General features: G+C 69.3%; 29 protein-coding genes. 12 read left to right on the plus strand and 17 right to left on the minus strand.

Features of this window, described 5'->3' with window-relative positions:
- The first annotated feature begins 130 nt into the window (after positions 1-130).
- Positions 131-388, plus strand: a complete 258-nt coding sequence (locus WIX39_RS06995; RefSeq protein ID WP_081267820.1) for a hypothetical protein — start codon at positions 131-133, stop codon at positions 386-388.
- A gap of 39 nt (positions 389-427) precedes the next feature.
- Here WIX39_RS06995 and WIX39_RS07000 read toward each other — a convergent pair whose 3' ends face one another.
- The 4 genes from WIX39_RS07000 to WIX39_RS07015 all read right to left on the minus strand — a co-directional run bounded on the left by WIX39_RS07000 (position 428) and on the right by WIX39_RS07015 (position 4,212).
- Positions 428-1,084 carry a YceI family protein gene (locus tag WIX39_RS07000; RefSeq protein ID WP_199851862.1) on the minus strand — a complete coding sequence of 219 codons (657 nt, stop codon included), beginning with the start codon at positions 1,082-1,084 and terminating at the stop codon, positions 428-430.
- A 43-nt stretch (positions 1,085-1,127) separates the two neighbouring features.
- Complete coding sequence (locus WIX39_RS07005) at positions 1,128-1,709, minus strand: YceI family protein (protein WP_081267822.1); 582 nt, start codon at positions 1,707-1,709, stop codon at positions 1,128-1,130.
- Positions 1,706-2,299, minus strand: a complete 594-nt coding sequence (locus WIX39_RS07010) for a cytochrome b (RefSeq protein WP_106935943.1) — start codon at positions 2,297-2,299, stop codon at positions 1,706-1,708. Before WIX39_RS07010 ends, WIX39_RS07005 begins: the two co-directional genes overlap by 4 nt.
- A 113-nt stretch (positions 2,300-2,412) precedes the next feature.
- Positions 2,413-4,212 (minus strand): ATP-binding response regulator, encoded by a 1,800-nt coding sequence (locus tag WIX39_RS07015; RefSeq protein WP_106935942.1) that lies wholly within the window; start codon positions 4,210-4,212, stop codon positions 2,413-2,415.
- Positions 4,213-4,294: 82 nt separating this feature from the next.
- Between WIX39_RS07015 and WIX39_RS07020 the strand changes: the two genes are divergently transcribed.
- Positions 4,295-5,524: a THUMP domain-containing class I SAM-dependent RNA methyltransferase gene (locus tag WIX39_RS07020; protein ID WP_106935941.1), complete on the plus strand. Its 1,230-nt coding sequence runs from the start codon at positions 4,295-4,297 to the stop codon at positions 5,522-5,524.
- On the opposite strand, the gene WIX39_RS07025 is transcribed toward WIX39_RS07020, so the two are convergent.
- Positions 5,510-5,974 (minus strand): surface-adhesin E family protein, encoded by a 465-nt coding sequence (locus tag WIX39_RS07025; protein WP_106935940.1) that lies wholly within the window; start codon positions 5,972-5,974, stop codon positions 5,510-5,512. The two genes, WIX39_RS07020 and WIX39_RS07025, sit on opposite strands and share 15 nt — an antisense overlap.
- A gap of 117 nt (positions 5,975-6,091) precedes the next feature.
- Between WIX39_RS07025 and WIX39_RS07030 the strand changes: the two genes are divergently transcribed.
- From WIX39_RS07030 to WIX39_RS07040, 3 genes are all read left to right on the plus strand, one after another.
- Entirely contained in the window at positions 6,092-6,520 is a 429-nt protein-coding gene (locus WIX39_RS07030) for a PIN domain-containing protein (RefSeq protein WP_409194736.1), read from the plus strand.
- Between the two features lie 117 nt (positions 6,521-6,637).
- Positions 6,638-7,120, plus strand: coding sequence for a type VI secretion system amidase effector protein Tae4 (locus WIX39_RS07035; protein ID WP_106935938.1), 483 nt, complete (start codon positions 6,638-6,640; stop codon positions 7,118-7,120).
- Between the two features lie 260 nt (positions 7,121-7,380).
- Positions 7,381-7,632, plus strand: coding sequence for a hypothetical protein (locus tag WIX39_RS07040; protein WP_106935937.1), 252 nt, complete (start codon positions 7,381-7,383; stop codon positions 7,630-7,632).
- Between the two features lie 15 nt (positions 7,633-7,647).
- Here the strand turns inward: WIX39_RS07040 and WIX39_RS07045 are convergent, their stop codons facing one another.
- Both WIX39_RS07045 and WIX39_RS07050 read right to left on the minus strand, forming a co-directional pair.
- Complete coding sequence (locus WIX39_RS07045; protein WP_081267831.1) at positions 7,648-8,565, minus strand: hypothetical protein; 918 nt, start codon at positions 8,563-8,565, stop codon at positions 7,648-7,650.
- Positions 8,562-10,259, minus strand: a complete 1,698-nt coding sequence (locus tag WIX39_RS07050) for an FMN-binding glutamate synthase family protein (RefSeq protein ID WP_106935936.1) — start codon at positions 10,257-10,259, stop codon at positions 8,562-8,564. The genes WIX39_RS07045 and WIX39_RS07050 overlap by 4 nt, the downstream gene beginning before the upstream one ends.
- Positions 10,260-10,314: 55 nt before the next feature.
- On the opposite strand from WIX39_RS07050, the gene WIX39_RS07055 reads away from it, so the two are divergent.
- Both WIX39_RS07055 and WIX39_RS07060 read left to right on the plus strand, forming a co-directional pair.
- Positions 10,315-11,097: a UPF0149 family protein gene (locus WIX39_RS07055; RefSeq protein WP_081267833.1), complete on the plus strand. Its 783-nt coding sequence runs from the start codon at positions 10,315-10,317 to the stop codon at positions 11,095-11,097.
- Positions 11,098-11,466: 369 nt separating this feature from the next.
- Complete coding sequence (locus WIX39_RS07060) at positions 11,467-12,648, plus strand: MFS transporter (protein ID WP_106937585.1); 1,182 nt, start codon at positions 11,467-11,469, stop codon at positions 12,646-12,648.
- A gap of 103 nt (positions 12,649-12,751) precedes the next feature.
- Here WIX39_RS07060 and WIX39_RS07065 read toward each other — a convergent pair whose 3' ends face one another.
- From WIX39_RS07065 to WIX39_RS07080, 4 genes are read right to left on the minus strand one after another with little or no spacing between them, the layout of a single operon-like run.
- The gene (locus WIX39_RS07065; RefSeq protein ID WP_106935935.1) at positions 12,752-13,072 is read right to left on the minus strand and encodes a GNAT family N-acetyltransferase; all 321 of its coding nucleotides are present in this window, start codon (positions 13,070-13,072) and stop codon (positions 12,752-12,754) included.
- Positions 13,069-13,563, minus strand: a complete 495-nt coding sequence (locus WIX39_RS07070) for a nuclear transport factor 2 family protein (RefSeq protein ID WP_081267835.1) — start codon at positions 13,561-13,563, stop codon at positions 13,069-13,071. The genes WIX39_RS07065 and WIX39_RS07070 overlap by 4 nt, the downstream gene beginning before the upstream one ends.
- A gap of 39 nt (positions 13,564-13,602) precedes the next feature.
- Positions 13,603-14,154 (minus strand): CinA family protein, encoded by a 552-nt coding sequence (locus tag WIX39_RS07075; RefSeq protein WP_106937584.1) that lies wholly within the window; start codon positions 14,152-14,154, stop codon positions 13,603-13,605.
- Positions 14,155-14,168: 14 nt separating this feature from the next.
- On the minus strand, positions 14,169-14,696 hold the full coding sequence (locus WIX39_RS07080) for a phosphatidylglycerophosphatase A family protein (RefSeq protein WP_409194737.1): 528 nt from the start codon (positions 14,694-14,696) through the stop codon (positions 14,169-14,171).
- On the opposite strand from WIX39_RS07080, the gene WIX39_RS07085 reads away from it, so the two are divergent.
- Together WIX39_RS07085 and WIX39_RS07090 are read left to right on the plus strand one after the other, a co-directional pair.
- Positions 14,656-14,856: a hypothetical protein gene (locus tag WIX39_RS07085; protein WP_409196374.1), complete on the plus strand. Its 201-nt coding sequence runs from the start codon at positions 14,656-14,658 to the stop codon at positions 14,854-14,856. The genes WIX39_RS07080 and WIX39_RS07085 overlap by 41 nt on opposite strands.
- Positions 14,857-14,907: 51 nt before the next feature.
- Positions 14,908-16,353 (plus strand): MFS transporter, encoded by a 1,446-nt coding sequence (locus WIX39_RS07090; RefSeq protein WP_409194738.1) that lies wholly within the window; start codon positions 14,908-14,910, stop codon positions 16,351-16,353.
- On the opposite strand, the gene thiL is transcribed toward WIX39_RS07090, so the two are convergent.
- The 5 genes from thiL to apaG form a co-directional block, all read right to left on the minus strand.
- Positions 16,350-17,306 carry a thiamine-phosphate kinase gene (thiL, locus tag WIX39_RS07095; RefSeq protein ID WP_409194739.1) on the minus strand — a complete coding sequence of 319 codons (957 nt, stop codon included), beginning with the start codon at positions 17,304-17,306 and terminating at the stop codon, positions 16,350-16,352. The two genes, WIX39_RS07090 and thiL, sit on opposite strands and share 4 nt — an antisense overlap.
- Positions 17,307-17,339: 33 nt before the next feature.
- Positions 17,340-18,464, minus strand: coding sequence for a YbdK family carboxylate-amine ligase (locus WIX39_RS07100; protein WP_159053750.1), 1,125 nt, complete (start codon positions 18,462-18,464; stop codon positions 17,340-17,342).
- Between the two features lie 92 nt (positions 18,465-18,556).
- Positions 18,557-19,828 (minus strand): cation:proton antiporter, encoded by a 1,272-nt coding sequence (locus tag WIX39_RS07105; protein WP_081267840.1) that lies wholly within the window; start codon positions 19,826-19,828, stop codon positions 18,557-18,559.
- Positions 19,825-21,810: a site-specific recombinase gene (locus WIX39_RS07110; RefSeq protein WP_081267841.1), complete on the minus strand. Its 1,986-nt coding sequence runs from the start codon at positions 21,808-21,810 to the stop codon at positions 19,825-19,827. The genes WIX39_RS07105 and WIX39_RS07110 overlap by 4 nt, the downstream gene beginning before the upstream one ends.
- A 38-nt stretch (positions 21,811-21,848) precedes the next feature.
- Entirely contained in the window at positions 21,849-22,244 is a 396-nt protein-coding gene (gene apaG, locus WIX39_RS07115) for a Co2+/Mg2+ efflux protein ApaG (RefSeq protein ID WP_081267842.1), read from the minus strand.
- Between the two features lie 60 nt (positions 22,245-22,304).
- On the opposite strand from apaG, the gene rpe reads away from it, so the two are divergent.
- Positions 22,305-23,000: a ribulose-phosphate 3-epimerase gene (rpe, locus tag WIX39_RS07120; RefSeq protein ID WP_285411470.1), complete on the plus strand. Its 696-nt coding sequence runs from the start codon at positions 22,305-22,307 to the stop codon at positions 22,998-23,000.
- Here the strand turns inward: rpe and WIX39_RS07125 are convergent.
- Complete coding sequence (locus WIX39_RS07125; RefSeq protein ID WP_081267844.1) at positions 22,990-23,250, minus strand: hypothetical protein; 261 nt, start codon at positions 23,248-23,250, stop codon at positions 22,990-22,992. The two genes, rpe and WIX39_RS07125, sit on opposite strands and share 11 nt — an antisense overlap.
- A 162-nt stretch (positions 23,251-23,412) precedes the next feature.
- On the opposite strand from WIX39_RS07125, the gene WIX39_RS07130 reads away from it, so the two are divergent.
- Entirely contained in the window at positions 23,413-24,423 is a 1,011-nt protein-coding gene (locus WIX39_RS07130) for a succinylglutamate desuccinylase/aspartoacylase family protein (protein ID WP_409194740.1), read from the plus strand.
- A 75-nt stretch (positions 24,424-24,498) separates the two neighbouring features.
- Positions 24,499-25,482 (plus strand): Ku protein, encoded by a 984-nt coding sequence (locus tag WIX39_RS07135; protein WP_106935928.1) that lies wholly within the window; start codon positions 24,499-24,501, stop codon positions 25,480-25,482.
- Positions 25,483-25,487 lie beyond the last annotated feature (5 nt).

Genomic DNA, 25,487 nt, shown 5'->3' on the forward strand with positions numbered 1-25,487 from the left:
GTGGAAATTTGAAATGGGTGAATAGCGTGGAGAAAGTCACGCTGATCAACGACTGAAAAGTAAACTTTAAGTAGTACTAAAATTATGTTTTCGTTTACATTTTGTGTACCGACTTCCGCGGTGCACAAAAATGAAAAATCTCTACCTTCTGGCCATCTGGGCATTGATCCTGTCCTGTTTGCTGAGCTTCTTCTACTGGAGCGATGCGCCGCTGGCCGAGCAACTGCTGTTCGGTGCGGTGATGGCGGTGGCGATGGGTGCCTGGATGCTGGTCTTGCTGAATCTTCCGCGTGCCCTGATGGCCGCCCGCGACTGGCTGAAATCCCCGAAGGACGACGGCGACGAACCGCTGGCCGCGAGCCGCCCCGGCAAGACCATCGTCAGGTAGGCAGGCCGGCAGGGCCGCCAGCCACGGCGCCGGAAGCGCCTACGGCTGGACGTTGACCGCTTCCACCTGCACCAGCAGCTTCACCTTGTTCTCGAACCCGAAGTTCAGTCCCCAGGTGATTCCCCAGTCGCTGCGTTCCACCGTGGTCTCGAAGTCGCCGCCGCACACCTGGCGGTTGATCAGCGGACTCAGGTAGCAGTTGAAGCGCACCGCCTTCAGCGTCACCGGCCTCGTTTGCCCCATCAGCGTGAGCGTGCCCGGCACGTCGACCACCTTGTCGCCGCTGATGTCGATCCGGTCGGCCACGAAGCGGCCGGTCGGGAATTCCGCCACGTTGAAGAAATCCTTGCTCTGCACGTGGCGGTTGAGCAGGTCGACGCCGGTGTTGATGGAGCTGATGTCCATCGTGATGTCGACCTTGCCGCTGGTTCCGGTGCCGTCGATCTGCACCGACCCATCCTTGGTGCTGAAGCGCCCGCGGTTGGTGGTGGTGCCGTAGTGGCCCATCTCGTACATGACGAAGGTGTGCGTCGGGTCGACCACGTAGTTCGCGTTCTTCTTCGGTCCGCCCGCGGGCTTCACGGCCACGGGCGGCGCCGTGTAGTCCTGCGCCGCGGCGCTGCCGCAGAAGGCCGCGGCCGACAGCAGCGCGGCAAGGATGAGCTTTTTCTTCACGGCGGTGGCTGGGTGTGTCATGAAAGAGTGGAGTGAGTGAGCAGCGGCGCGGCCTGGCGGGTCTTCACAGCGGGCCCAGGCCCGCGATGGTGAGCTTGAAGCGCACCTGCACCTCGTTGGCGACCATCGAGGTGTCGGTCCATTCGCCGTCGCCGACCTTGTAGTCGAGGCGCTGGATCGTAAAGCTTCCGGTCGCCACCGCCTGGTTGCCGCCGGCGGGGGCGATGCCGACCGGCACCGTCACCGTTTTCGCGGTGCCCTTGATGGTGAGCTTGCCCGTCATCTCGAACTTGCCGTCGCCCAGCGCCTTGATCGCGCTCGACTGGAAGGTGGCCTGCGGAAAGTGCGCCGCGTCGAACCACGGCGCCTTGGGCAGTTCGGCGTCGCTCATCGGAATGCCGAAGCCGGCGCTGGCCGTGTCGATGCGCAGCGCCACGCTGCCGCCCTCGGGCTTCTTCGGGTCGAACGCGACCTGGGCGTCGAATTTCTTGAACGTGCCTTCCACCGGCACGCCCATCTGCTTGCTGACGAACACGATCTGGCTCTTGTCGGCGACCAGCTTCGCGGCCGGCGGCTCGGCGAAGGCGGCCATGCCCGGCGCAAGCGCCAGCAAGGCCAGGGGAACGAAAAGGTAACGGCGCTTCATCCGGCGGATTCCTTGCGTGGCGCGGGCCACATGCGTTTCAACAGACCGTCCCGGTCGATCCAGTGGTGCTTGAGCGCCGCCGCCACGTGCAGCAGCGTGACGCCCGCGAGCGTGAAGGCGCAGCCCTTGTGCAGCGGCTGCAGCACCGCCTCGGCAAAGGGCTGGTCGACCGGCATGAAATCGGGCAGCGGCAGCGCGCCGAACCACACCACCGGCACGCCCATTGCCGAGCTGTAGGCCCAGCCCGAGAGCGGCATCGCGAAGAACAGCAGGTACATCAGCGCATGGCCCGTGCGGTAGGCCGAGAGCTGCCACGGCGACATGGTGGCCGGCAACGCCGGCGGCCGGTGCCCGAGCCGCCACGCCAGCCGCAGCGCCGACAGCAGCAAAATGGTGACGCCGGCCCACTTGTGCCAGCTGTAGAGCTTCAGGCGCAGGGGGGAGAACGGCAGCCCCGTCATGTAGAGGCCGACGCCGAGCGAGCCCGCGATCAGTGCCGCGAGCAGCCAGTGCAAGGCGATGGCGACGCCACCGTAGCGCAGGTTGCGCGGATCGGCGGGGAGGGAAGAAAGAGGAGTGGCGGTGGACATCGGGGCAGGTCCGGCGGCCTGTGCGCGGAGCATATATCGGAAGCCGTGACGCTGTTGCACGGCCCGTGCCAGCGCTGCAACGGCAGCGGAACCGCAGGCCGAGCCGGACGCCTTCAGCCCGGCGGCAGCGCCTTCAGCAGCACCCCGTGCAGCTCGTCCGGCTGCACCGGCTTGCGCAGCGCATGCCAGCCGCGCTCCAGCGCCAGGCGCTGGGTGGCCTCGTTGATGTCGGCCGAGATCAGCGCGATGGTGAGCGACGGCTTCTGCCGCTGCAGCCGTTCGGCCAGCGCGATGCCGTCGAGCGTGCCCGGCAGGCGGATGTCGCACAGCGCCGCGTCCAGCGCGCGCAGGTCGGCCAGCGCCAGCGCCTCGGCCGCGCTGGCGTAGACGCGCGGCGCCACGCCCCATTGCCGCAGCAGCGCCAGCAGGCTGTCGGCCACGACCGCGTTGTCCTCCACCACGAGCACGGCCAGCCCGGGCGGCAGCGCGTTGTGTGCCGCCGCGCCGTTGCCGGCCTGCGGCGAGGGCAGTGCGCGCGTCACCGCCGCGCCGTCCGGCGCCGCCGGCAGCTCGAAGCTGAACACCGAGCCCCGGCCCGGCGCCGAGCGCAGCGCCACCTCGATGCCGAGCTGCGCCGCCAGCCGCCGCACGATCGCCAGGCCCAGCCCGTGGCCGCGCTGCAGGTTGCGCTCCACGTTGCCGATCTGCTCGAAGTCGTTGAACACCCGCTCCTGCGCTTCCGCCGGAATGCCGATGCCGCTGTCGCGCACCTCGATGCGCCAGGCGGGGCCGGCCTCGCGCCGGCGCGCCCGAACCGCCAGCAGCACGCGCCCGCGCGGCGTGAACTTGACCGCGTTGTCCACCAGGTTGGCCAGCACGCGGCGCAGCGACACGGTGTCGGTCCAGGCAGCCGCGCCGGCCGGGCAGCGCACGCCCACGCGCCCGTTGCCCGCCTGCCGCGCCAGTTCATGCAGCAGCGGGGCCAGCGCCACCGCCTCGGGCCGCAGCGGATCGACAGCGGCCTCGATGCGGCCGATTTCGAGCAGCTGATTGGTCAGCCCTTCCAGCGCCTGCTGCGCGCGTGCCAGCGAGGCCACGGTGTGCTGCACCGCCGGCGTGTCGGCGCCGCTTTCCAGCTGCTGGCGCAGCACCTCGGCCTGCAGGCCGATGGCCATCACCGGCTGGCGCAGGTCGTGGTTGGCGGCAGAGAAGAAGCGCAGCCGCTCGGCCTGCGCCTGTTCGGACGCGCGCAGCCCCGCCAGTGCCTGTTCGCGCAGGGTGCGTTCGTTGAGCCGCAGCCCGATGTTTTCCTCGAGCTGGCGGGAGCGCTCGGCCACCAGCTTCCACATCATCGCGATCAGGCCGATGCCGATGACGGCCACGGCCATCATTTCCGGCGAGCCCATCCACAGTCCCGTGACGATCACCGGCGCCAGCAGCAGCGTGATCGCCAGCTGCGTGGCCGGCGTATAGAACGACACCGAGAAGGCCGACGACAGCGTCATGCCCATGAGGATGAGGCCCAGCAGCAGCTGCTGGTCGGCGCGCCCGGGGTTGAACAGCAGGACGCCGGCCATGCCGTGCGCCAGCTCCCAGATGCCGGTGCGCAGCGTGTGCAGGCGCTGCGCCGCGCGCAGCGTGGCCGGGGTGAACGGCTCCGGCAGCCGCTGCGGAAAGAAGCCGCGCAGTACCGTCACCATGGTGATCAGGCCGATCCACACCAGCGCGCGCGCCAGCGAGTACTGCCAGGCGAAGAGCGCCGCCACGCCGCAGTTGAGCAGGTACTGCACCAGCAGCACCGGGCCGATGGGCCGTACCGAGAGCCGCAGCACCTCGCATTCGATGGCGAAGCGGTCGCTTCCGGCGGCGATCGGGGCGGCGGATGCCGCCGGTGGAACGAGGATGGGGTTCATCGGCGAATCGACTATATAGAGAAGGGCTGTGACAAGGCGACAATGGAGTCCCCTAGTCGGGCTTCCCGATGGCCAACTTTCAGTGAACGATCTCTCCTTTTTCCTGCCTTGCGCCGCCGGCGTCGAGGAATTCCTCGCCCAGGAGGTGCACGCCCTGACCGGCCGTGCCGGGCAAGACCTGCTCACGCTGCGCGGCGGCGTGCGGGTACGCGCCGACTGGCGCGACGCCCTCAAGCTCAACCTGCACAGCCGGCTCGCGCAGCGCGTGCTGGTCGAGCTGGCCCATGCGCCCTACCGCAATGAAAACGATCTCTACGCCATCGCCAACGGCGTGGCCTGGGAGATCTGGTTCACCCCCAGGCAGACTTTCAAGATCGAGACCACGGCCCAGCACAGCCCGCTGCAGAGCCTGAATTTCGCCACCCTGCGCATCAAGGACGCCATTGCCGACCGCTTCCGCGCCAAGGCCAACGGCGTGCGCCCGAGCATCGAGACCCAGTGGCCCGACTGCCGCGTGTTCGCCCACCTGACCACCGACACCTGCACGCTGTACATCGACACCTCGGGCGAGCCGCTGTTCAAGCGCGGCTGGCGCCAGGACAAGGGCGACGCCCCGCTGAAGGAAACCCTGGCCGCCGCCATGCTGGCCGCCAGCGGCTGGTGGAACCCCGAGACCGGGGAAGTGTCGGCCCAGCCGCTCTACGACCCCTGCTGCGGCAGCGGCACCATCGCCATCGAGGCGGCGCAGATCGCGCGCGGCATCGCGGCCGGGTCGCTGCGGCGCTTCGGCTTCGAGAAGCTGCTGCCGTTCCAGGCGCATGTCTGGACCGCCATCAGGAAAGAAGCCGAGGCCGGCGCGCGGGACCACGGCGTCGCCATCTTCGGCTCGGACGTGTCGCACCGCATGGTCGACTTTGCCGAGCGCAACGCGGAACGCGCGGGCGTGGCGCAGGCCGTCGAGTTCCGCGGCGGCGACGCGCTGCAGCGCATGCCGCCGGTCGAGGCCGGCGTCATCATGCTCAACCCGCCGTACGGCGAGCGCATCGAGGTGGGCGGGGTGGCCGGCACCGGCCGCTTCGGCGCCCGCGAATCGGCGCAGACCGAGCAGGGCGACGGCGGTGAGTTCTTTCCCCAGCTCGCGGCCCACTGGAAGAAAAACTACGCCGGCTGGACCGCCTGGGTGCTCACGCCCGACCTGAAGCTGCCCAGGCAGATGCGCCTGAAGGAGTCGCGCCGCGTGCCGATGTGGAACGGCCCCATCGAATGCCGGCTGTTCCGCTTCGACATGGTCGCGGGCTCAGCGCGGAAGTGATTCGCCGGTGCCCTCGGGCCTGGGCGCCTGCGTCGGCCGAACGGCGCAGGCTGCATTGACCGTGCGCGCGGCCAGTTCGGGCGGCGCGCCGGGCAAGGTCACCGGGCGAACGTCGCCCGCCTCGAAATGCTTCACCTGGGCCGGTTCGCCCACGAAATTGGGCTGCGAGAAGTAGCTTGCGCTCACATAGCGGGCGCTGCGGGCGTCGCAATCGACCGTGGCGACGCCCTGGAAAGAGCGGAACCTCACGCCGTCGCGGTTCAGGCGCTCTGCCTGCAGGTTCATGCGCAGCGCCACGGTGCGGTGCGCGCCGTCGACCTCGATGCTGGCGGGATCGACCTGCACATAGCTGCTGTCGGCGTCCCCGGGCGTGCCCGTGAGGGTCAGCCACTCGGCCCTGACACCCGCCGAGGCGAGCAGGACAAGGCAGAGCAGCGGTATTCGTTTCATGAAGGAGGCGTTGTCCGAGGAAGCGTTTGGCAAGACGGTATTCTCGCGTACCGACCCGACGCGGACCTGACACCGACCCCGCATGGTGCAACATCGCCCGCATTTGCCGAACATTCCATGACGTTGACAGAACCCGGCCCAGTCGTCATCGACACCAACATCGCGCTCGACCTGCTCGTCTTCGAAGACCCCGCCTGGGGCCCCCTGACAGAGCGGCTGGCCGCGGGCGAGCTGCGCTGGCTGGCCACGGCCGCCATGCGCGTGGAGCTCGAACGCGTGCTGGGCTACCCGCTCATCGCCAGGCGCATGGCGCAGCGGGAACTGCAGGTGCCGGCGGTGCTGGCCGATTTCGACGCGCGCGTGCGCATGGTGGAGGGCGTTCCGCCGCGCGCGCCCTGCGTGTGCAGCGACCCCGACGACCAGGTGTTCATCGACCTGGCCGTGGCGCACGGCGCCCTGCTGCTGAGCAAGGACAAGGCGGTGCTGTCCATGAAGAAGCGGCTGGCGCTGCGCGGCGTGGCGGTGCGGGCGGCGTTCGCGGCCTAGCGGCGGGTGTCGCGAAGTTTCTGCGCCGGGTATCAATTGACAACCTTTCCGGCCGTCGAAAGTCGCAGGAGGCGCGGTAGATTTTGGGCTCCCGCCTTTGCCGTTGCCCGGAATCCCATGCAGCCATCTTTTGCGACTCTCTGGTCGAACCATCCGACGATCAAGGGTGACGACGCCTTGCTCGACAGGGACGCCTACAAGGATCAATGTGCCATCAACGTGGGTGCGGCCTTCATCCGTTCGAGCCTGAGCATGGAGAGCTTCCGAGGTGTCTACTCCTGGCAGAAGGACAGTCCGAAGTACCCGATCAGGGCGCAGGAGTTGGCGAATTGGCTGGACTCTGGCAAGTCGGGCCTCATGGCCCGTACAGAGAAATACACGGGCAAGGAAGGCTTCGACAAAATTGCAAAGCGCACCGGGATCGTGTTCATCCAGAACTACTGGGGCGAAGGGAGGCAGGGTGATCACATCGATCTTTGGAATGGGGCGCGGCTAACCAAACGGTCGTCCTGGTTCTTTATTCAGTGGCACATTTCTTGGGAAGGAGTCATCACCGATATGCGTCGAGCAGAAGCCATATGGTTTTGGCCAGTCCTATGAAACTACTGCTACGACTGCTCAGCGTTGTGGCTGGCGCACTGGCACTCAGTTTTCTGGTTGCAGCGGGCCTGCTAATGCCCATCGGGCAGTGGTACGAAGCGAACCAAGCCCGGAGTTTCGACGACGTGGCCGATGCTTATGTTCTCTCTCTTGCGGTGCAAGCGATTGCCGCTGTCGTGGGCGGGTGGCTCGGCGACTGGATGTTCCGCAAGTGGCAGCGGCGGAAGCTCGAGCGTCGATAGCTTCTTCGGGTTCTTGTTATGAGCTTGGTCATCCGCATCCTCTCCATCGTTGTCGGAGCGATCGCGCTCGGCTCAGTCTTCTACAAACTCATTGGCCTCGCAGGCCATTGGTACGAACTCAAATTTGCGAAGAACGATGACGATCTGGGGCAAGCCTATATGGTTGCGCTTGCCGTTCAGCTTGTTGCTTTGCTGGCGGGCGGTTTGCTTGGGGATTGGGCATTTCGCCGATGGCAGCACAAGCGGCTCAGCCGCAGGAAGCTCCCTTAGCCTGCGACCTTGCTGTCAGTTCTGCAGCACTGCCGGCGCCGCCAGATGCCACCGCCCCAGCAGCCGCGCCACAGCCCGCACCCGCTGCGTATCCCGCCCCCAGCGCCGGCTGGCCGGCAGCTTCTGCGCCCACTTCATGCGCCGTGCCGCGTTCGCGATGCGCTCGCGCACTTCCTCGCTCACGCCGGCCAGCGCGGCATGCCAGTGCTGGCCCGCGGCCTGCGGCGCGGCGGCCTCCAGCATCATGGCCGTCGAGTGCAGGTAGCTCAGCCAGTCGCGGGCCTGGCATTCCGCCAGCGTCATGACTTCGGCCGGGTCGTCCTCGAAGTCGATGTAGCCGATCACGCCATCGGGGCACTGCACGAGGTTGCGGTCGAAGGCCTGGCTCAGGTGCTGGCCGCGCACGTGCACGGCGGCGATGGCGGCCAGGCCCTCGCGCCATACCGCCAGCAGCGCGGCGGGACCGGCGGCGGCGGCCTGGTCGAGCCGCTCCTGCAGCACCACGGTCGCACGGCCGCTTTCGCCGAGGTCGGAGATCAGCAGGCCGTCCGCCTGCTGCGCCAGCACGGTCGGCACGCGCAGGCCCGCGGCCGCCAGCGTCTTCAGGCGCCGGGCCTCGGTTGCGATGGCCGCTTCGCCGCCCGGGTTGGGCACCGGCTTGATGATGTCCAGCCGCGCCATGCGGGCCACGGCGGCCATCACGCGGTAGCCCCACTTGCCGTGACGGGGGCCGGCCTTCTTGAGCCATACGCGTTCGCTGCCGAAGCGGTGGCTGGCCACGTTCTTTTCCTGCCGGGGCAGGGTGACGCGCAGGAACTCCGCGTAGTCGCCGGGAGCCGGCGTGCGCGCGAGCGCGTCGAGGGGCGCGGGCGCCGAAGCTGCGCCCTTGCGCGATTGCAGGCGCGCGTTCGCGCCTCGTTTCAGTGGATTCATGCGGCCATTGCGAAGCCCGACACCAGCCCTTGCGGGCCCTGCGTCACGGGCTGGAAACTCTCTGCACTGGCCAGCGGCCAGTAGGTGCGGAAAACATTGTGCTGCGCGTCGAGCGGGCCGAGCAGGGCGCCCGGCTGCACCTGCATCACCAGGTTGCTCAACAAGCGCACTTCGGTGTCGGAAATGCGGCGCACGATGTGGTGCGCGGTGATCTGCTGCGGATGGTCGAGGCCCGCGGCCTGCACCAGTTCCTGCAGCGCATGCAGCGTGCTGCGGTGGAAGTTGCGCACGCGATCGGCCTTGGTGGGCACCACCAGCGCCTGCTGGCGCAGCGGGTCCTGCGTGGTCACGCCGGTGGGGCAATGGCCGGTGTGGCAGCTCTGCGCCTGGATGCAGCCCAGCGCCATCATGAAGCCGCGCGCCGCATTGCACCAGTCGGCGCCCAGCGCCATCATGCGGGCCACGTCGAAGGCGGTGATCACCTTGGCGGCGCAGCCGATCTTGATGCGGTGCCGCAGGTTGACGCCCACCAGCGTGTTGTGCACCAGCAGAAGGCCTTCCTGCAGCGGCGCGCCCACGTGGTCGCTGAACTCGACCGGCGCCGCGCCGGTGCCGCCCTCGGCGCCGTCGACCACGATGAAGTCGGGCGTGATACCGGTGGCCTGCATCGCCTTGACGATGCCGAACCACTCCCACGGATGGCCCAGGCAGAACTTGAAGCCGGTCGGCTTGCCGCCCGACAGTTCGCGCAGCCGGGCGACGAAGTGCATCATCTCGGTCGGCGTGGAGAACGCGCTGTGCGAGGCGGGCGAAATGCAGTCCACGCCCACCGGCACGCCGCGCGCTGCCGCGATCTCGGGCGTGACCTTGGGCGCCGGCAGCACGCCGCCGTGTCCGGGCTTGGCGCCCTGACTCAGCTTGATCTCGATCATCTTCACCTGCGGGTCGCGCGCGTTGGCGGTGAAGCGCTCTTCGCTGAAGGTGCCGTCGTCGTTGCGGCAGCCGAAGTAGCCCGAGCCGATTTCCCAGATCAGGTCGCCGCCGTGCACGCGGTGGTGCTGCGAGATGGAGCCTTCGCCGGTGTCGTGCGCGAAGCCGCCCATCTTGGCGCCCTGGTTGAGCGCGAGGATGGCGTTGGCCGACAGCGCGCCGAAGCTCATGGCCGATATGTTGAACACGCTGGCGCTGTAGGGCTGCGTGCAGACCTGTGCCGGATCGGCGTCGGCCGGCTGCGGCGTGCCGCCGATCACGATGCGGAAATCGTGGTTCGCGAGCTTGGTGGGCTGCATCGAGTGGTTGATCCACTCGTAGCCCGCGGCGGTCACGTCGAGCTGGGTGCCGAAGGGGCGGTTGTCGGGGTCGCCCTTGGCGCGCTGGTAGACCAGCGAGCGCTGGGCGCGCGAGAAGGGCGCGGCTTCCGAGTCGCTCTCGATGAAGTACTGCCGCATCTCGGGGCGGATGAACTCCAGCAGGAAGCGCAGGTGGCCGATGACCGGGTAGTTGCGCAGGATGGCGTGGCGCGTCTGCCGCAGGTCGTGTACGCCGGTACCGGAAAGTACCGCAAAGATGGCCAGCCCGACCCAGGCAAACCACAGATGCGGCGAAACCAGCACGAAGGCGAGGCACGCCACGAGACCGGCCACACACAGGGCGAAGGCGCTGTAGCGCGCCGGAAATGGAATGATCGTGGGCATAGAAATAGTGTCGACCGGAGCCTGCTGCATCATAGAGGGCTGTTTCCACCTTGCCATGACGACCATTCCCGACCCCACACCGGCCGCTTCGGCCACTCCCGCACCCCTCGGCCCCGACGATTTCGACGCGCTCGACCAGGCGCTCGACGCCATGCGCGAACACGACGAGGAAATTCCCCAGTGGGAGTTCTGCGAGGGCTTCATGGCCGCGCTGATCTGCACCCGCCGCCCCATCATGCCTTCCGAGTACTGGCCCGTGCTGCTGGGCGACAGCTTCTCGTCGGCCAAGCACATGGAGTTCGTCTGGAACTGGAAGCGCCGCTGGATCGAGATCGAGGAAGGCCTCGACGCCCCCGTCGAGACGCTCGACGACGAACGCAGCTGGCAGCCCGAGGTGCTCGACACCCGCGGCGCCATCGCCTCGCTGCCCGAGGAAGAGCGCGCCGAAGTCGCCGGCGAAGCCATTCCGTCGTTCGCCCAGGTGTGGGCGCTCGGCTTCATGTACGCGGTGGAGAACTGGCCCGAAGACTGGGCCGCGCCGCGCGACAAGGAAGCCGCGCAAATGCTGAACGACGCGCTCGACAACATCGTCGCGCTGACCGAGGACGACAACGCCAAGCCCACGGTTTCCATGTACAGCGAAGACGGCCCGCCCAGCGTGAGCCAGCAGCGCCTGGACGATTTCGGCGCCGCCATCTGGGCCGTCTACGACCTGCGCCAGCTCTGGAAGAGCCTGGGCCCGAAGGCCGAGACGATCCGCAAAGAGGCCACGCCGGGCCGCAACGATCCCTGCCCATGCGGCAGCGGAAAAAAATACAAGAAATGCCACGGTGAGTGACCGGGGCGTTTTCGAGGGGCGTTGTTCTTCGTGGCGCGATCGCGCCGACGGGGTACCTTGCTCCGCGAATGTCCCCCGGCCTTCGGCCTCCTCCTTTATTTCGCTGCGCAAGGCACCCCATCGGCGTGATCGATGGGAGCGGCGGTCGAACGGCCCGATCACGCGCTGCGCTCATCATGCACAGGGCGCCGGGTGCTCCCCGCAGCGAAATAAAGGAGGAGCCGAAGGCGGGGGACATTCGCGGAGGGGAGTACCCGGTGGCCTGTGCATGCGCCCCGGACAAGAACTCCCTGAAAATTCCCGGACATGAGCCCGGTCCCCGCGCAGCGCTCCGCCGCAGAACCCCTGACCCCCCGCGCGGCATGGGTCATGGTCCTGGCGCTGTGCGCCGGGGTTGCGCTGAGCCAGGCGTTCCGCACGGTCGGCGCCATCATGGCGAGTCCGCTGCAAACCGACTTCAGGCTGTCGGCCCAGGCCCTCGGGATTTTCTCGGGGGCTTTTCATTTTGCGTTCGGCGCGATGCAGCTGTTCATGGGCATCGGCATCGACCTGCACGGCGTGCGGCGCACGGTGCTGGTGGCTTTTCCCATCGCCATCGCGGGCGCGCTGCTGTCGGCGGCGGCTTCTAGCTACCTGGTGCTGGTGGCCGGGCAGGCGCTGATCGGCGTGGGCTGCGCGCCGGCCTTCCTGGTGTGCACCGTGTTCATCGCACGGCACTTTCCGGCGGCGCGCTTCGCCACCGTGTCGGGCATGGTGCTGGCCATCGGCGGGCTGGGCATGCTGGTGACCGGCACGCCGCTGGCGTGGCTGGTGCAGGCCTATTCATGGCGCGCGGGCTTCCTGGTGCTGGCCGTGGCGGCCGCGCTGGCCTGGCTCGCCATCTGGCACTGGGTGCACGAGCCCGCTTCGGCCGTGCCGCAGGTGAAGGAATCGGTGCCAGAGGCCATCCGCCAGTTCGGCGCGCTGTTCGCGATGCCGCACACGCTCGGCATCGTGGTGCTGGGCGCGGTCACGTACGCGGCCTTCATCTCGCTGCGCGGGTTGTGGCTCGGCCCGCTCATGATGGGGCGGCACGGCTATTCGCTGGTGGAGAGCGGCAACGTCGCGCTGGCGGTGTCGGTGATCTCGCTGGTCGGCGCGCCGCTGTTCGGGCGGCTCGACCGCGACGGCGCAGCGCGGCGGCGCTGGATCGTGATCTGCGCGCTCGGCTATGCGGGGCTCTTCGCGCTCATCGCGATGCTGCACTCGGCCTGGCTGGACATCGCGGGCATGTTGCTGATCGGCGTGCTCTCGGGCTTCATCGTCTGGCAGTACGCCGATGTGCGCGGTGCCTACCCCGCCGCGCTCACCGGCCGCGCGATGGCCGTGTTCACGATGGCGATGTTCCTCGGCGTGGCGCTCATGCAGTGGGGCACCGGCGTCGCCGCCTCGGTGGCGTCCGCGCACGGCGCCGACCCGCTGACGGCCGTGCTGGCGACCATCGCCGCGCTGCTGGTGCTGGGCATCGCGGCCTTCGCGTGGCTGCCGGCGCCCAAGACATCCTCGGCCTGATCAGTGAACACCGCGGAACCGGCTTCGCCGGGCCGCAGGTGTCGCCCCGGCAGGGGGTTGGCGAAGCGACGCGAAGTGCGCGCAGCCTGGGGGCGAGCCCGGTTCAGATCTTGAATGCGCGCTGGATGTCCGGCCGCACCAGGTCGGCGTACTCGCGGTGCTTGCGGATGTAGCCCGCGATGAACTGGCACACCGGAATCACGTGCAGCCCCTTGGCGCGGGCCTCGTCGAGCACGTGCCTGGCGATGCCGGAGCCCACGCCCTTGCCTTCATGCTCGGGCAGCACTTCGGTGTGGGTGAACATGATGGCGTCGGTCAGCAGGTTGTATTCGGCATAGGCCGCGAGCTTGCCGTCGAGCGCGGCCTCGTAGCGGTGCTGCGCTTCGTTGTTGGTGAAGACGAGGGCGGTGGCGTTGTGGGTCATGGTTGGCGTGCGAGGTAGGTTGCGAGATTGGCGGCGGCGGTGGCGCGCACCTTCTTGCGCAGCATCGGCGTCCAGCCCAGCAGCAGGCCCGGCGCGCCGAGCGCCTGGCGCGACCAGGTCCAGAACGCAAAGCTGTCGTGGTGCGTGGCGATCAGGCCTTCGGGCGTGAAGGTGAAGCGCGCGTCGACGCTGTTGTCGACGATGCGCCCGGTGGCGCTGAAGCGGTAGTGCGCGTCCCAGTGGGCGCCGCCGGTGCGCTCGTCGGCCTGCACGTCGCGCCAGGTCAGGCGCCACACGTCGGCGCCCTTGGCCTGCGTGGCGCTCGCCAGCATGCGCCACATGCCGCCGACCTGGCGCCGCCCGCGCAGCGAGAAGGCCTCGTCGTCGAATTCGGCATCGGGCGCGTAGCAGGCCTCCATGGTCGGCGCGTCGAGCTTGGCGAATGCGCTGTAGAAGCGCTCGATGGTCTGGGCGTTGGTCACTGCGGTCATGGGCTCTGTCTCTCCTGGTGTGTCCGGTCGCGTCTTGTCCTATCGGGCCGAGAGCAGCTCGACCAGCGTCTGCAGCGCGTAGTGCACCGTGGCCGCGCGCACCGTGGCGCGGTCGCCGTCGAAGCGGCGGCGCTCGGTGCGCACCTGGCCGTCGACCGACCAGCCGAACCACACGGTGCCCACCGGCTTGTCGGGCGTGCCGCCGGTCGGGCCCGCCACGCCGGTCACGGCCAGCGCCACGCGCGATGGTGCCGAGCGGGCGATGGCGCCCACGGCCATGGCGCGCGCCACGGGCTCGCTGACCGCGCCGTTGGCCGCGATCAGCGCCGCGTCCACGCCCAGGATCTCGGTCTTGGCTTCGTTCGAATACGTGATGAAGCCGCGCTCGAACCATGCGCTGGAGCCCGCGAGCTCGGTGCAGGCCGCGCCTATGAGCCCGCCCGTGCAGCTCTCGGCGGTGGCCAGCATCCAGCCCTTCTTCTGCAGCAGGCCGGCCACGGCCACGACCAGCGCGGGCGTGTCGAGGTCCGCGAGCGTTGTCGTCGCCTCGGCGGTTTTTGTCGTCGTCGTCGTGGTCGAAGAAGAATCCATCGCTTTCACCATGTTCACCAGTCGCGCCACAGCGCAATGACCAGCAGCGTGCAGAAGGCCGCCACCAGATCGTCGAGGATGATGCCGAAGCCCGCGTGCCACCAGCGCACCTGTGCCGCGTCGCGCTGCTTGAACAGCGCATCGGCCCAGGCCACCGGGCCGGGCTTGGCGGCGTCGAAATAGCGGAACAGCGCGAAGGCCACGGCCTGCGCCAGCAGCCCGGCCGGCGTCACCAGCCAGAGCACGATCCAGAAGGCGACGACCTCGTCCCACACCACGGCGCCGGGGTCGGCCACGTTCATGTCGCGCGCGGTGACGGTGCACGCCCACCAGCCCACCGGCAGCGACGCCAGGATGATCCAGCCGATGGTCGCGGGCGTGAACCACAACTGCATCACCGCGAAGGCCGCCCAGGCCCACAGCGTGCCCACGGTGCCGGGAGCGAAGCGCGGCAGGCCCGAGCCGAAGCCCAGCGCGATGAAGTGCGCGGGGTGGGAGAGCATGAAGCGCAGCGTGGCGCGTCGCATGGAGGGCAGGGGCATGGCGCCGGACGGGGAGGCGTCGATGGGCGAAGTGGTGGTGGAGGAGGAAGAAGAAGCAGCTTGCATCAGGGGCAGGAGTGTCGCGCATCTGCGGCGCGGCCTGTTCGGCGGCTTGTGCAGCAGCCGTTTTATTTATCAAAGCAATAGCTTGTTTAATTGAGGCGTGCGGCCTACCATCCAAGGCTTCTTCCAAGTCCTCCGCATCCTTGTCATGTCTTCTTCTTCCGCCGCCCTGCGGCCCGCGCCCCCCACTGCCGGTTGGGGCGAACTCTTCAGCGGCCGCAACGGCTGGCGCGCGCTCGCGCTGACCGGCGGTGTCGCGCTACATGCCATCAACGTCCACATCGTGACCACCGTGCTGCCCTCGGTGGTGCGCGAGATCGGCGGGCTCGACTGGTACGCCTGGAGCACCACGCTCTTCGTGGTCGGCTCGATCCTGGGCGCCACGCTGTCGGTGCGGCTGCTGGCGGTGCTCGGCCCGCGCGGTGCATGCCTGGCAGCGCTGGCGGTGTTCGGTGCCGGCTCCATCGGCTGTGCGCTGGCGCCGGCCATGTTGTGGATGCTCGCGGGCCGCACGGTGCAGGGGCTCGGCGGCGGGCTGCTCGCGGCGCTGAGCTACGGATTGATCCAACTGGTGTTCGAGCAGCGGCTGTGGCCGCGCGCGGTGGCGCTGGTGTCGGGCATGTGGGGCGTCGCCACGTTGTGCGGGCCGGCCGTGGGCGGGTTGTTCGCGCAGGCCGGGCACTGGCGCTGGGCCTTCTGGTTCCTGCTGCCGGTGGCGGCCGCGCAGGCGGTGCTGGTGCTGGTGCAGCTGCGGCCCTCGGCTGGCGTGACGCACACGCGGCCCGCCGCCATGCCGCGCGTGCCGGGCCCGCAGATCGGGCTGCTCGCCACCTCGGTGCTGGTGATCGCGGCCAGCGGCCTGCTGTCCGACCTGCTCTGGCAGGCCTTCGGCGTGCTGGTGGGCCTGGCCGTCGGCTTTGTTGCCACGCGCATCGACCGCAGCGCCGCGGTGCGGGTGCTGCCGAGCGGCGCCTACTCGATGCGCGCGCCGCTCGGCGCCATCTATGCGAGCGTGGCGCTGCTGCTGATCGGCACCACCACCGAGATCTTCGTGCCGTACTTCCTGCAGCTGCTGCACGGCCATACGCCGCTTGCGGCGGGCTACCTCACGGCGGCGATGGCCGGCGGCTGGAGCGTGGGCTCGCTGCTGTCCTCTGGCCGCAGCGGCGCTGGCGCCGACCGCATGCTGCGCGCCGGGCCGGTGATCTGCACGCTGGGGCTGGCGGCGCTGGCGTGGCTGCTGCCGTCGCCGGGCGTGTTCGGCGCGGGCGTGGAGACGCTGGTCGTCGCGCTTGCGCTGGCGGCCGTGGGGCTTGGCGTGGGCATCGGCTGGCCGCACCTGCTGACGCGCGTGATGTCGCTCGCGCCCAAGGGCGAGGAAGGCCTGGCCTCGGCCTCGATCACCACGGTGCAGCTCTACGGCATGGCCGTGGGCGCCGCGGTGGCGGGCCTGGTGGCGAATGCGGCGGGGCTCACCACGCCGGGCGGCGTAGAAGGCGCGCGCTCGGCGGCGGCCTGGCTGTTCGCGAGCTTCGCGCTCGCCCCGGCGCTGGCCGTATGGCTGGCCTGGCGCGCGGTGGCCGCCAGGCGCTAGACGAAATGATCGAAGGAGCCGAAGCGCTGCGGCACCGGCGCGCCGGCCGCATCGACGATGCGCAGCCCCGCGTCAGGCTCGACGCGGCCGATGCGCGACACGGGCGTCGCGCTGTCGAGGCCGGCCTGCTCGACCGCCGCGCGTGCTGAAGGCGGCGCGGTGAAGACCAGTTCGTAGTCGTCGCCGCCCGAGAGTGCGCAGGTGCGCAGGACGGCGGTGCCTAGGCCCGGCGCCTGGGCGGCGATCAGGCCGGTGGCCGCATCGGCGTCCAGCGTGGCGCCCACCTTGCTCGACGCCAGGATGTGGCCCAGGTCGCCGATCAGCCCGTCGCTCACGTCCACGGCTGAAGACGCGATGCCGCGCAGCGCCTGCCCCAGCGCCACGCGCGGCGTGGGCTGCTCCATGCGCGCGCGCGCCGACTCGAACGCCTCTGCCGGCAGCGACACCGTGCCGCGGAACACCTCGAGCGCCAGGCGCGCATCGCCTAGCGTGCCGCTGACCCAGATGTCGTCGCCCGCGCGCGCGCCGGAGCGCAGCAGCGCCGCGCCGGCCGGCACTTCGCCGAACACCGTGATGCAGATGTTGAGCGGGCCGCGCGTGGTGTCGCCGCCCACCAGTTCGCAGCCGTGCGCGTCGGCCAGCGCGAACAGGCCACGCGAGAAGCCTTCGAGCCAGGGCTCGTCGACGCCGGGCAGCGCCAGCGCCAGCGTGAAGGCCAGCGGCTTCGCGCCGCAGGCGGCAAGGTCGCTGAGGTTCACCGCCAGCGCCTTGTGGCCGAGCCGCGCCGGATCGACGGTCGAGAGAAAGTGCCGGCCCTCGACCAGCATGTCGGAGGACACCGCGAGCTGCATGCCCGCCGCGGGCGCGAGCAAGGCGCAGTCGTCGCCCACGCCCAGCGGAGAGCGCGTGGCGGGGCGCTTGAAGTAGCGTGTGATCAGGTCGAATTCACCCATGCGGCGAGCATAAGGGGTGCGCCGCGGGCGGCCTCAGGCTTCGCCCCGGAACCTCAGCGCCGCCTGCCGCACCACCTCCGCCAGCAGCCGTTCTTTTCCCTGCTTCTCGCGCAGCCACCGCGCGTCGTTGCGGTTGGCCTCCACGCTGGTGCGCAGTTCGCCCAGCGCCTGCGTGGCGTTGAGCGCCTCGCTGTGCCACTCGAGCTGCGTCATCGTCATCAGGATGTGGTCGCGCAGCGGCATGTGCTGGCCGCTGGCGGGGTCGACGTAGACCGCGTCCAGGCCGAAGCGGCAGGCCTGGAAGCGGTTGTAGGTGTAGACGAGATAGTCGTCCTCGGTCGGCTCGAAGGGCTGCTCCTGCAGGAACCACGCGGCCAATGACTGCACGTAGCCCGCGAGCGCGGCGGCGCGCTCCACGGTGAGCGGCGTGTCGAACACGCGGATCTCGATGGTGCCGAACTCGGGCTTGGGGCGGATGTCCCAGTAGAAGTCTTTCATGCTGCGCACGACGCCGGTGCGGGTCATGCGCTCGAAATACGCCTCGAATTCCTTCCAGCTCAGCGTGAAGGGCGCGCGGCCCGACAGCGGGAACGCGAACACCGAGTTCAGCCGCGCCGAGTCGAACTGCGTGTCCTGCCCCTGCACGAAGGGCGAAGACGCCGACAGCGCGATGAAGTGCGGGATGTAGCGCGACATGCGGTGCAGCATCAGCAGCGCCGCGTCGGCGTCGGGGCAGCCGATGTGCACGTGCTGGCCGAAGATGGTGAACTGCTTGCTCAGGTAGCCGTACAGCTCCGACAGCTCGCGAAAGCGCGGCTTGTCGTAGATGCGCCGCTCGTGCCACTGCTGGAAAGCGTGCGTGCCGCCGCCCACCACCGCGATGTTGAGCTTGTCGGCATTGCGGATCAGCGCCTCTCGGATCGGCGAGAGCTGCGTGATCACGTCCTGCGCCGAATGGCAGATGTCGGTCGAGATCTCGATCATGCTCGAGGTCATCTCGGGCACCACGCTGCCGGGCAGCGGCGTCTGCGCCATCAGCCGCAGCATGTCCTCGGCGTATGGCGCGAGGTCGTAGTCGTGCGTGTTCACGAGCTGCAGCTCCAGCTCCACGCCCAGCGACAGCGCCTGCGACTTGTTGAAGGGCTCCAGCTTGACCATGCGGCTCGCCGGGTCCGCAGGCAGCGGGGCGGAGCGCACGTCGTCGCTGTCCGGATCGACGGGGGTGGCCGCGCTGTTGTTGCTGCTGCTGCTCATCGCTGCGTGTCCTCGGTGGTGCTGAAGGCCTGGGGCGCCCAGGGCACCGAACTCTCCCCGACCGCATGGATGGCCACGGTGGCGAGCACCGCGCCCACCACTTCCATCAGCAGGATCGAGGGCAGGGCCACCTGCGTGATCATGGTGCCCAGCAGGGGCGAAGCGGTGGCGAAATTGGAGGCGATGAGCAGCGCGATCGACGACAGCGGCGACATCGCGCAGCCGACCCAGAAAGCCTGCTTCCAGCTTGCGCCGCTGCCGGGGTTGGCGATGGCCACGCCCGCGATCTTGGTCAGCAGGCGCACGCCGATCACCGCCAGCACCACGCTGGCCACGGGCAGGGTCCAGTCGGCCTGCGCGGCGACGATGGACACCAGCACGAACATCAGCATCGTCAGCAGCGAGGCGGCCGTGCCAAGCTGGCGCTGCCAGGCCCAGGGCTTGGGGTTGAGCGTCTTGAGCAGCACGCCGCCGATCAGCGCCGCCAGCGGCGCCGAGCCGCCGATGTGCGCGGTGAGGGCGGCGCCCGCCGCGATGATCGCCAGCAGCAGGATCGACGTGTTCTCGCTGGTCGGGCTCATCACCCGCAGCGCCGAGCGCAGCGCCAGCGCCATGATGCCGCCCACCACGAACGACAGGCCCAGCACCACGGCCACCGGATAGAGCTGCTGCAGCACCGTTTGCGGCGCGCGCTCGATCAGCCCGGCCTGCGCATAGCCCAGCGCCAGCGCGTAGAAGGTGTTGAGCGTGGACAGCGTCATGGCGCGTTCGGTCACCGGGCCGGCGGCGCGGGTGTCGATGATCACGCGGCTGAGCACCGCCGGCGAGGCCACGATGGCCATCAGCGCGATCGGGTTGGCCACCGGCTCGGGCAGGCCCAGCAGCGTCAGGATCCAGTACACGCCGAAATAGGTGAGCGTGGCTTCGAGCAGGCTCTGCACCAGCACCATCGGGTTGTGCCGGAACCAGCGCAGCGGCAGCCGGCCGCCGGCCTCGAACAGCACAACGGCCGCGCCCAGCTCCAACAGGAAGAGGCTGATGCCGCGCAGCGGCCAGATCGCGCCTTCGAAGCCGGCGAAGCCGACCACCGCGCCCACCAGCGAATAGCCGATCACCTTGGGCAGGCCCAGGTAGCGCTGGACCAGGTGGCCGGAAGCCGCGGCCGCCGCCAGCAGCAGCGACCACAGCACGGTGGGAAGGCCGGCCGAGGGGCGCACCCATTCGGACCAGAAGCCCAGCAGGTCGTTGAGGAAGCTCGTCAGGTTCATGCAGGTAGGAAGAAGCTCACCGGCCGGCTGCGCCAGCGCGCCCAGATCGCGCGGCGGATGCGCGCGCGGTCATTCAGGCTCACGCTGTGCGCGCGCAGCGCCAGCCGGAAAGCGAAATAGAAACTCACGCTCACATTGAGCGCGCCGATCACGGGAATGGCCGCCACCGCCCACCACAGCGCGGGCTGCTGCAGCACCGCGGGGCCGGTGGACGCTGCGGCTGCGGCGATCTGCCCGGCCGACAGTGTCACGTGGCGCACATCCAGGCCGAGCCCGAAGAAACCCGCGAACGCGGGCAGCAGTCCGAGCATGAGTCCCAGCGAGATGTTGGAGGCGAAGCCTGAGATGTGCGTGCGCATGAAGTCGGCCCAGCGGCGAGCCCGTGCGGCACCCAGAAAAGCGCCGATGCGGGGGTTGTAACGCATGGCGGAGTCGAGTCTGTGCAGGACAAAGGCGTTTTCTGTCCATCCGGCGATGATGCTGGCCGAAAACAGCAGGATGCCGGTGAATGCCGCATAAAGCGCGGTCGGGCCGGCCAGCGACAGCGAATTCAGCGTGGCCGCCGCATGCGCCGCGTCGAGCAGCGGCCGGCCGGTTGCCAGCTGTATCAACAGCGCCACCGCCGCCATCGCGGGCACCACCACCAGCACGTTGCCCAGCACCGCCGCCACCTGGGAGCGCACCAGGTTGGCCACCTCGTCCACGAACCGGGCCACCGCCTCGTCCGACTTGATGTCGCGCAGCCGCGCCGCGAGCGCCGGCGCGGTCATCGCGGGCTGCTTGGTGGCCAGCGTCAGGTGCAGCAGCTGGATGGCGACGAAGCTCGCCGCGTACATGAGGCCCGCGGCCAGCCCGCTCCAGAAGGCCGACAGGCCCAGCGCATAGATGCCGAACTTCAGCAGCACCGTGATGGAAGTGAGCGCGCCGCCCCCCGCGGCCTTCTTCACCATCTGCGCGTAGCTGGCGCGGTCGCGGGTGATGTAGTGCTCGCCGGTCTCGGCGCTGCGCTCGGTCACCTTGGCGGCCAGCATCGACGAGTTGGACGCGATCAGCGCGCGGATGCTGTTGCGCTCGCCGCCCGCCAGCACCAGCCGTCCGATCAGCCGCGCCACGCTGGGCGCGGGGCTGGGCGACATCAGGCAGTCGAGCAGCTCGCGGATGCGCAGCACGCGCTCGCGCAGCTGGCGCAGCCGGAACACCAGGCCCACCGAGATGCCGTTGTCCTCCAGGTGCGTGTAGACCGACGAGGTCACGGTGCGGCAGGCGTCGAGCCGGTCGCGGAAGACCACGAAGGCCGCCTGCAGCGCGGCCTCGTCGCGCGGCTGCGCGAACATCTGCTCGCGCAGGCCGTCGAGGTCGGCCATCAGCGCGTGGAACGGGCGGGCCGCGACGAGCTCGGGGCTCATGCGCAGCCGCAGTTCGGGCGAGAAGCCGGTGGCCACCACCTGGCTGGCGCAGTAGGTCACGGCGTCCATCACCGTGTGGCGCCAGCGCGGGGCGCCGTCGTCGTCGATGGCCGCATCCGTGGCCGAGGTGGCCAGCAGCGCGCCGATGCGCGCGAGCTGCGTCTCGTCGAGCAGCGCGATCCAGCCGGCGTCGAACACGCCCGGCAGCACCATGCGGAACAGGTCCGACGCGTCGGTGGTCTCCGGCGTGCCGGGCAGGATCTTGCGGCGCAGCCGTTCGCCCAGCTCACTGGCGAAGGCGGTGCGCGGCGCGAAGCCGTAGTCGGCCAGCAGCGTGGTCAGGTCGACCGACTGCGTGAACGCACGCCACCAGGCGCGCAGCCGCTCGCGCAGCTCCGGCCGCGCCTCGATGGCGTCGAGCAGCAGCTGGACGCGGCCCATGGCCGCCTGGGGCGAGGCGCGGTCGCCGCGCAGCCAGTCGAAGATGTTGATGAGCCAGATGTGGCGCTGCGCCACATCGGCCGTAGGGTCGAGGCCGGCAAGCAGCCCCTGCAAGTCGCGCGATGCGGCAGCCATGTGGGGGGCGGGGAAGGGAAAGAGGAGGCGCGCCGTGCCTAGTGCAATACGCGGGAGACGGGTGCGCCGCCGATGTCGGCTTCCAGCACGAACATGGGAATGGGAACGTCGAAGCGCTCGCCTTCCTCGGTCACCACGAAAAAGCTGCCGTGCATCGTGCCGCTGGGTGCCTGCAGGCGGCAGCCGCTGGTGTAACGGAAAGATTCGCCGGGCGCCAGCAGCGGCTGCTGGCCGATCACGCCGAGGCCCTTGACCTCCTGCGCATGGCCCGAGGCATCGTTGATCAGCCAGTGGCGCGCGATCAGCTGGGCGGCCACCGAACCGGTGTTCGTGACCGTCACCGTATAGGAAAAGGTGTAGATGTTGTCCTTGGCGGACGACTGGTCGGCCAGGAAGCGCGGTTCGACCTGTACGCTGAAGGGGCTGAGTGACATGGGGCGCATGGTAACGGAGGCCTTTGGTCGGACTTGCGCCGGCTGCGAGAATCAGGGGTTATGAGCACCCCGTTCCGCATCGCGCCCTCCATCCTGTCCGCCGACTTCGCGCAACTCGGCAAAGAACTGACCGACGTGATCGCGGCCGGCGCCGACTGGATCCATTTCGACGTGATGGACAACCACTACGTGCCGAACCTGACCTTCGGCCCGATGATCTGCCAGGCGCTCAAGCCCTATGCCAAGACCGCCGACGGCACCCCGGTGCCGATCGACGTGCACCTGATGATCCATCCGGTCGACGCGCTGGCCGCCTCCTTCGCGCAGGCGGGCGCCGACTACATCAGCTTCCACCCCGATGCGTCGCCGCACGTGCACCGCAGCATCCAGGCCATCAAGGCGGCCGGCTGCAAGGCCGGGCTGGTGTTCAACCCGGGGCTGGGCCTGGAAGCGCTCGACTGGGCCATCGACGACATCGACCTGATCCTCATCATGAGCGTGAACCCCGGCTTCGGCGGCCAGAGCTTCATCGACTCGGCGCTGCGCAAGATCGAGATGGCGCGCAAGCGCATCGAGCAGAGCGGCCGCGACATCCGCCTCGAGGTGGACGGCGGCATCAAGGTCGACAACATCGCGCGCGTGGCCTCCGCCGGCGCCGACACCTTCGTGGCCGGCAGCGCGATCTTCAACGCCAAGGACTACGGCGCCGTCATCGGCGACATGCGCAAGCAGCTGGCCGGCGTGGTCAGCGCTTGAGCTTCCCGTCCTTGTAGACGCGGTTGGCCTCCAGGCCGCGGTCGGTGTCGACCAGGCCGCGTTCCACGTCTTCATGGGCCTGGCGGCCCACTTCGGTCGGGCGGCCGTCCGGCGTCTGCTGGCTGTCGGACGACTGGTCGCGCTCGTGCGGCAGGCGCGGCGACGATTCGCCCTCCTGCGCCACCTTGGTCTTGCCGCCGTCCGCGTTCTTTTGGGGCGCGGCCGGCTGGGCCTTGCTGTTCTTGGTCATGTGGGGGGCTCCTTCGCTTCGATGAAGTACGAGCGTGGGCCGATGCCGCCGCCGGCCCGGTAGGACACGCAAGGCACCCCCTGTAGGCGAGCACGGGGGCGGGGTGCTATGGAATGAATAGCGCCTTTGCGCACAGGGAAAGCGCTCCGCAATAATTGCCGGATGTCCTCCGATCCATTCGACGGCGCAGCCACCGACAGCCTGCGCATCCATTCCTTCGCCTCGCTGAATCCCGGGCCCCGCCTGCTCGTGCTGGGCGGCGTGCATGGCGACGAAGTCTCCGGCACGCTGGGCATCGAGCGCATCCTGGCCGAATTCGAGGCCGGCACGCTGCGGCTGCTGCGCGGCGAACTCACCCTGGTGCCGGTGGCCAATCCGCTCGCGCGCCGGCGCCTGCAGCGCGAAGGCGAGCGCAACCTCAACCGCCTGTTCCGCCCCACCGAGGCCCCGGCCGACTACGAAGCCCGCGTGACCAACGTGCTGGCCCCGCTCATCGCGCGCCACGACGTGCTGCTCGACCTGCATTCCTTCCAGAGCGAGGGCGAGGCGTTCGCCATGATCGGCCCGCGCGACAACACCGGCACGCTGGAGCCCTTTGCCCGCTCGTTCGAGGAAGGCCAGCTCGCGCTGCACATCGGCACGCCGATCGTGGTGGAAGGCTGGCTCGACATCTACGCCGCCGGTCTCGCGCAGCGCGCGGGCGGCACGCCGGCCGACGAAGCCGCGCTCGATTTCGGCCGCGGCACCAACGAATACATCCGCAGCCGCGGCGGCTACGGCGTCACGCTCGAATGCGGCCAGCACCTGGACCCGCAGGCGCCCGAGGTGGCCTGGCGCGCCATCCGCCGCACGCTCGCGCTGCTGGGCATGGCCGCGCTGCCGCAGGGGCTGTCGGCCGGGCCGGCGCAGCCGCCCAGGCTGCTGCGGCTGGCCGGCGTGACCGACCGCCTGCACGAGGACGACAGCTTCGTGCGCGACTGGGCCACCTTCGACGAAGTGGCGCGCGGCGAACCCATCGGCATGCGCCACGACGGTACGCTGCTCAGCGCACCCGAGGACGGCTTCATCGTGTTCCCCAACGCGCTCGCGCAGCCCGGCGCCGAGTGGTTCTACTTCGCGCGCCCCAGCGAGCGACAGCTGGGGCCTGTGGTCGGAGCGGCCGGCGCGGCCTGACGGCGGCTGGGGCCGCGCTCCTACATCGCCTGCGCACGCGGGCGGCGCACATTCCAATGCTGAAGGAGTGTGCCCATGCCCGTCTCGAAAAAAGCCCCCGCGCCGCGCGTCCTGTGGAAGGGCGCGATCAGCTTCGGCCTCGTCCACATTCCGGTCGCGCTGTATTCGGCCACCACCGACCACGGCATCGACTTCGACTGGCTCGACAAGCGCACCATGGACCCGGTCGGCTACAAGCGCATCAACAAGAAGACCGGCAAGGAAATCGCGCGCGAGCAGATCGTCAAGGGCATCGAGTACGAGGACGGCGAGTACGTGGTGCTCAGCGACAAGGAAATTTCCGACGCCTACCCCAAGACCACGCAGACCATCGAGATAGAGACCTTCGTGCCGGCCGACGGCATTCCCTTCGTCTACCTCGAGCGGCCCTATTACGTGGCACCGATCAACCGCGGCGCCAAGGTCTATGCGCTGCTGCGCGAGACCCTGCAGCGCAGCGGCCGCGTGGGCGTGGCGCGCGTGGTCATCCAGACCAAGCAGCACCTGGCCGTGCTGGTGCCCTCGGGCCCCGGGCTCGTGCTGAACCTGCTGCGCTGGGGCGCCGACATCCGCCCCTGGGCCGACCTGCCGCTGCCTTCCGAAGACGTGAAGAAAGCCGGCCTGAGCGAGCGTGAACTGAAGATGGCCAAGGAACTGGTCGAGGACATGAGCACCGACTGGGACCCCGGCGAATTCAAGGACGAGTTCAAGGACGAGATCCTGCGGCTGGTCGACAAGAAGGTGAAGGCCGGCCAGACCAAGACGGTGACGCAGCCGGAGCCCGAGGAATCGCAGTCCAGCGAGGGACGCGGCGCGAAGATCATCGACCTGACCGAACTGCTGCAGCGCAGCCTGCGCGGCAAGGGCGCAAAGACGGCCAAGGCGGCAGCCGGCGAAGAAGGCGATGAGGAAGGCGACGAGGAAGAAAACGCGCCGCCGCCCAAGGCCGCCGCGAAGAAGCGCAAGCCCGCCGCCAAGGCCGCGCGCAAGGCGCCGGCGCGCCACCGCCGCGCGGCCTGATCGAC

Origin of the sequence: Variovorax sp. AB1(2024) (genome assembly GCF_037482385.2) — a bacterium.
Lineage (GTDB): Bacteria > Pseudomonadota > Gammaproteobacteria > Burkholderiales > Burkholderiaceae_C > Variovorax.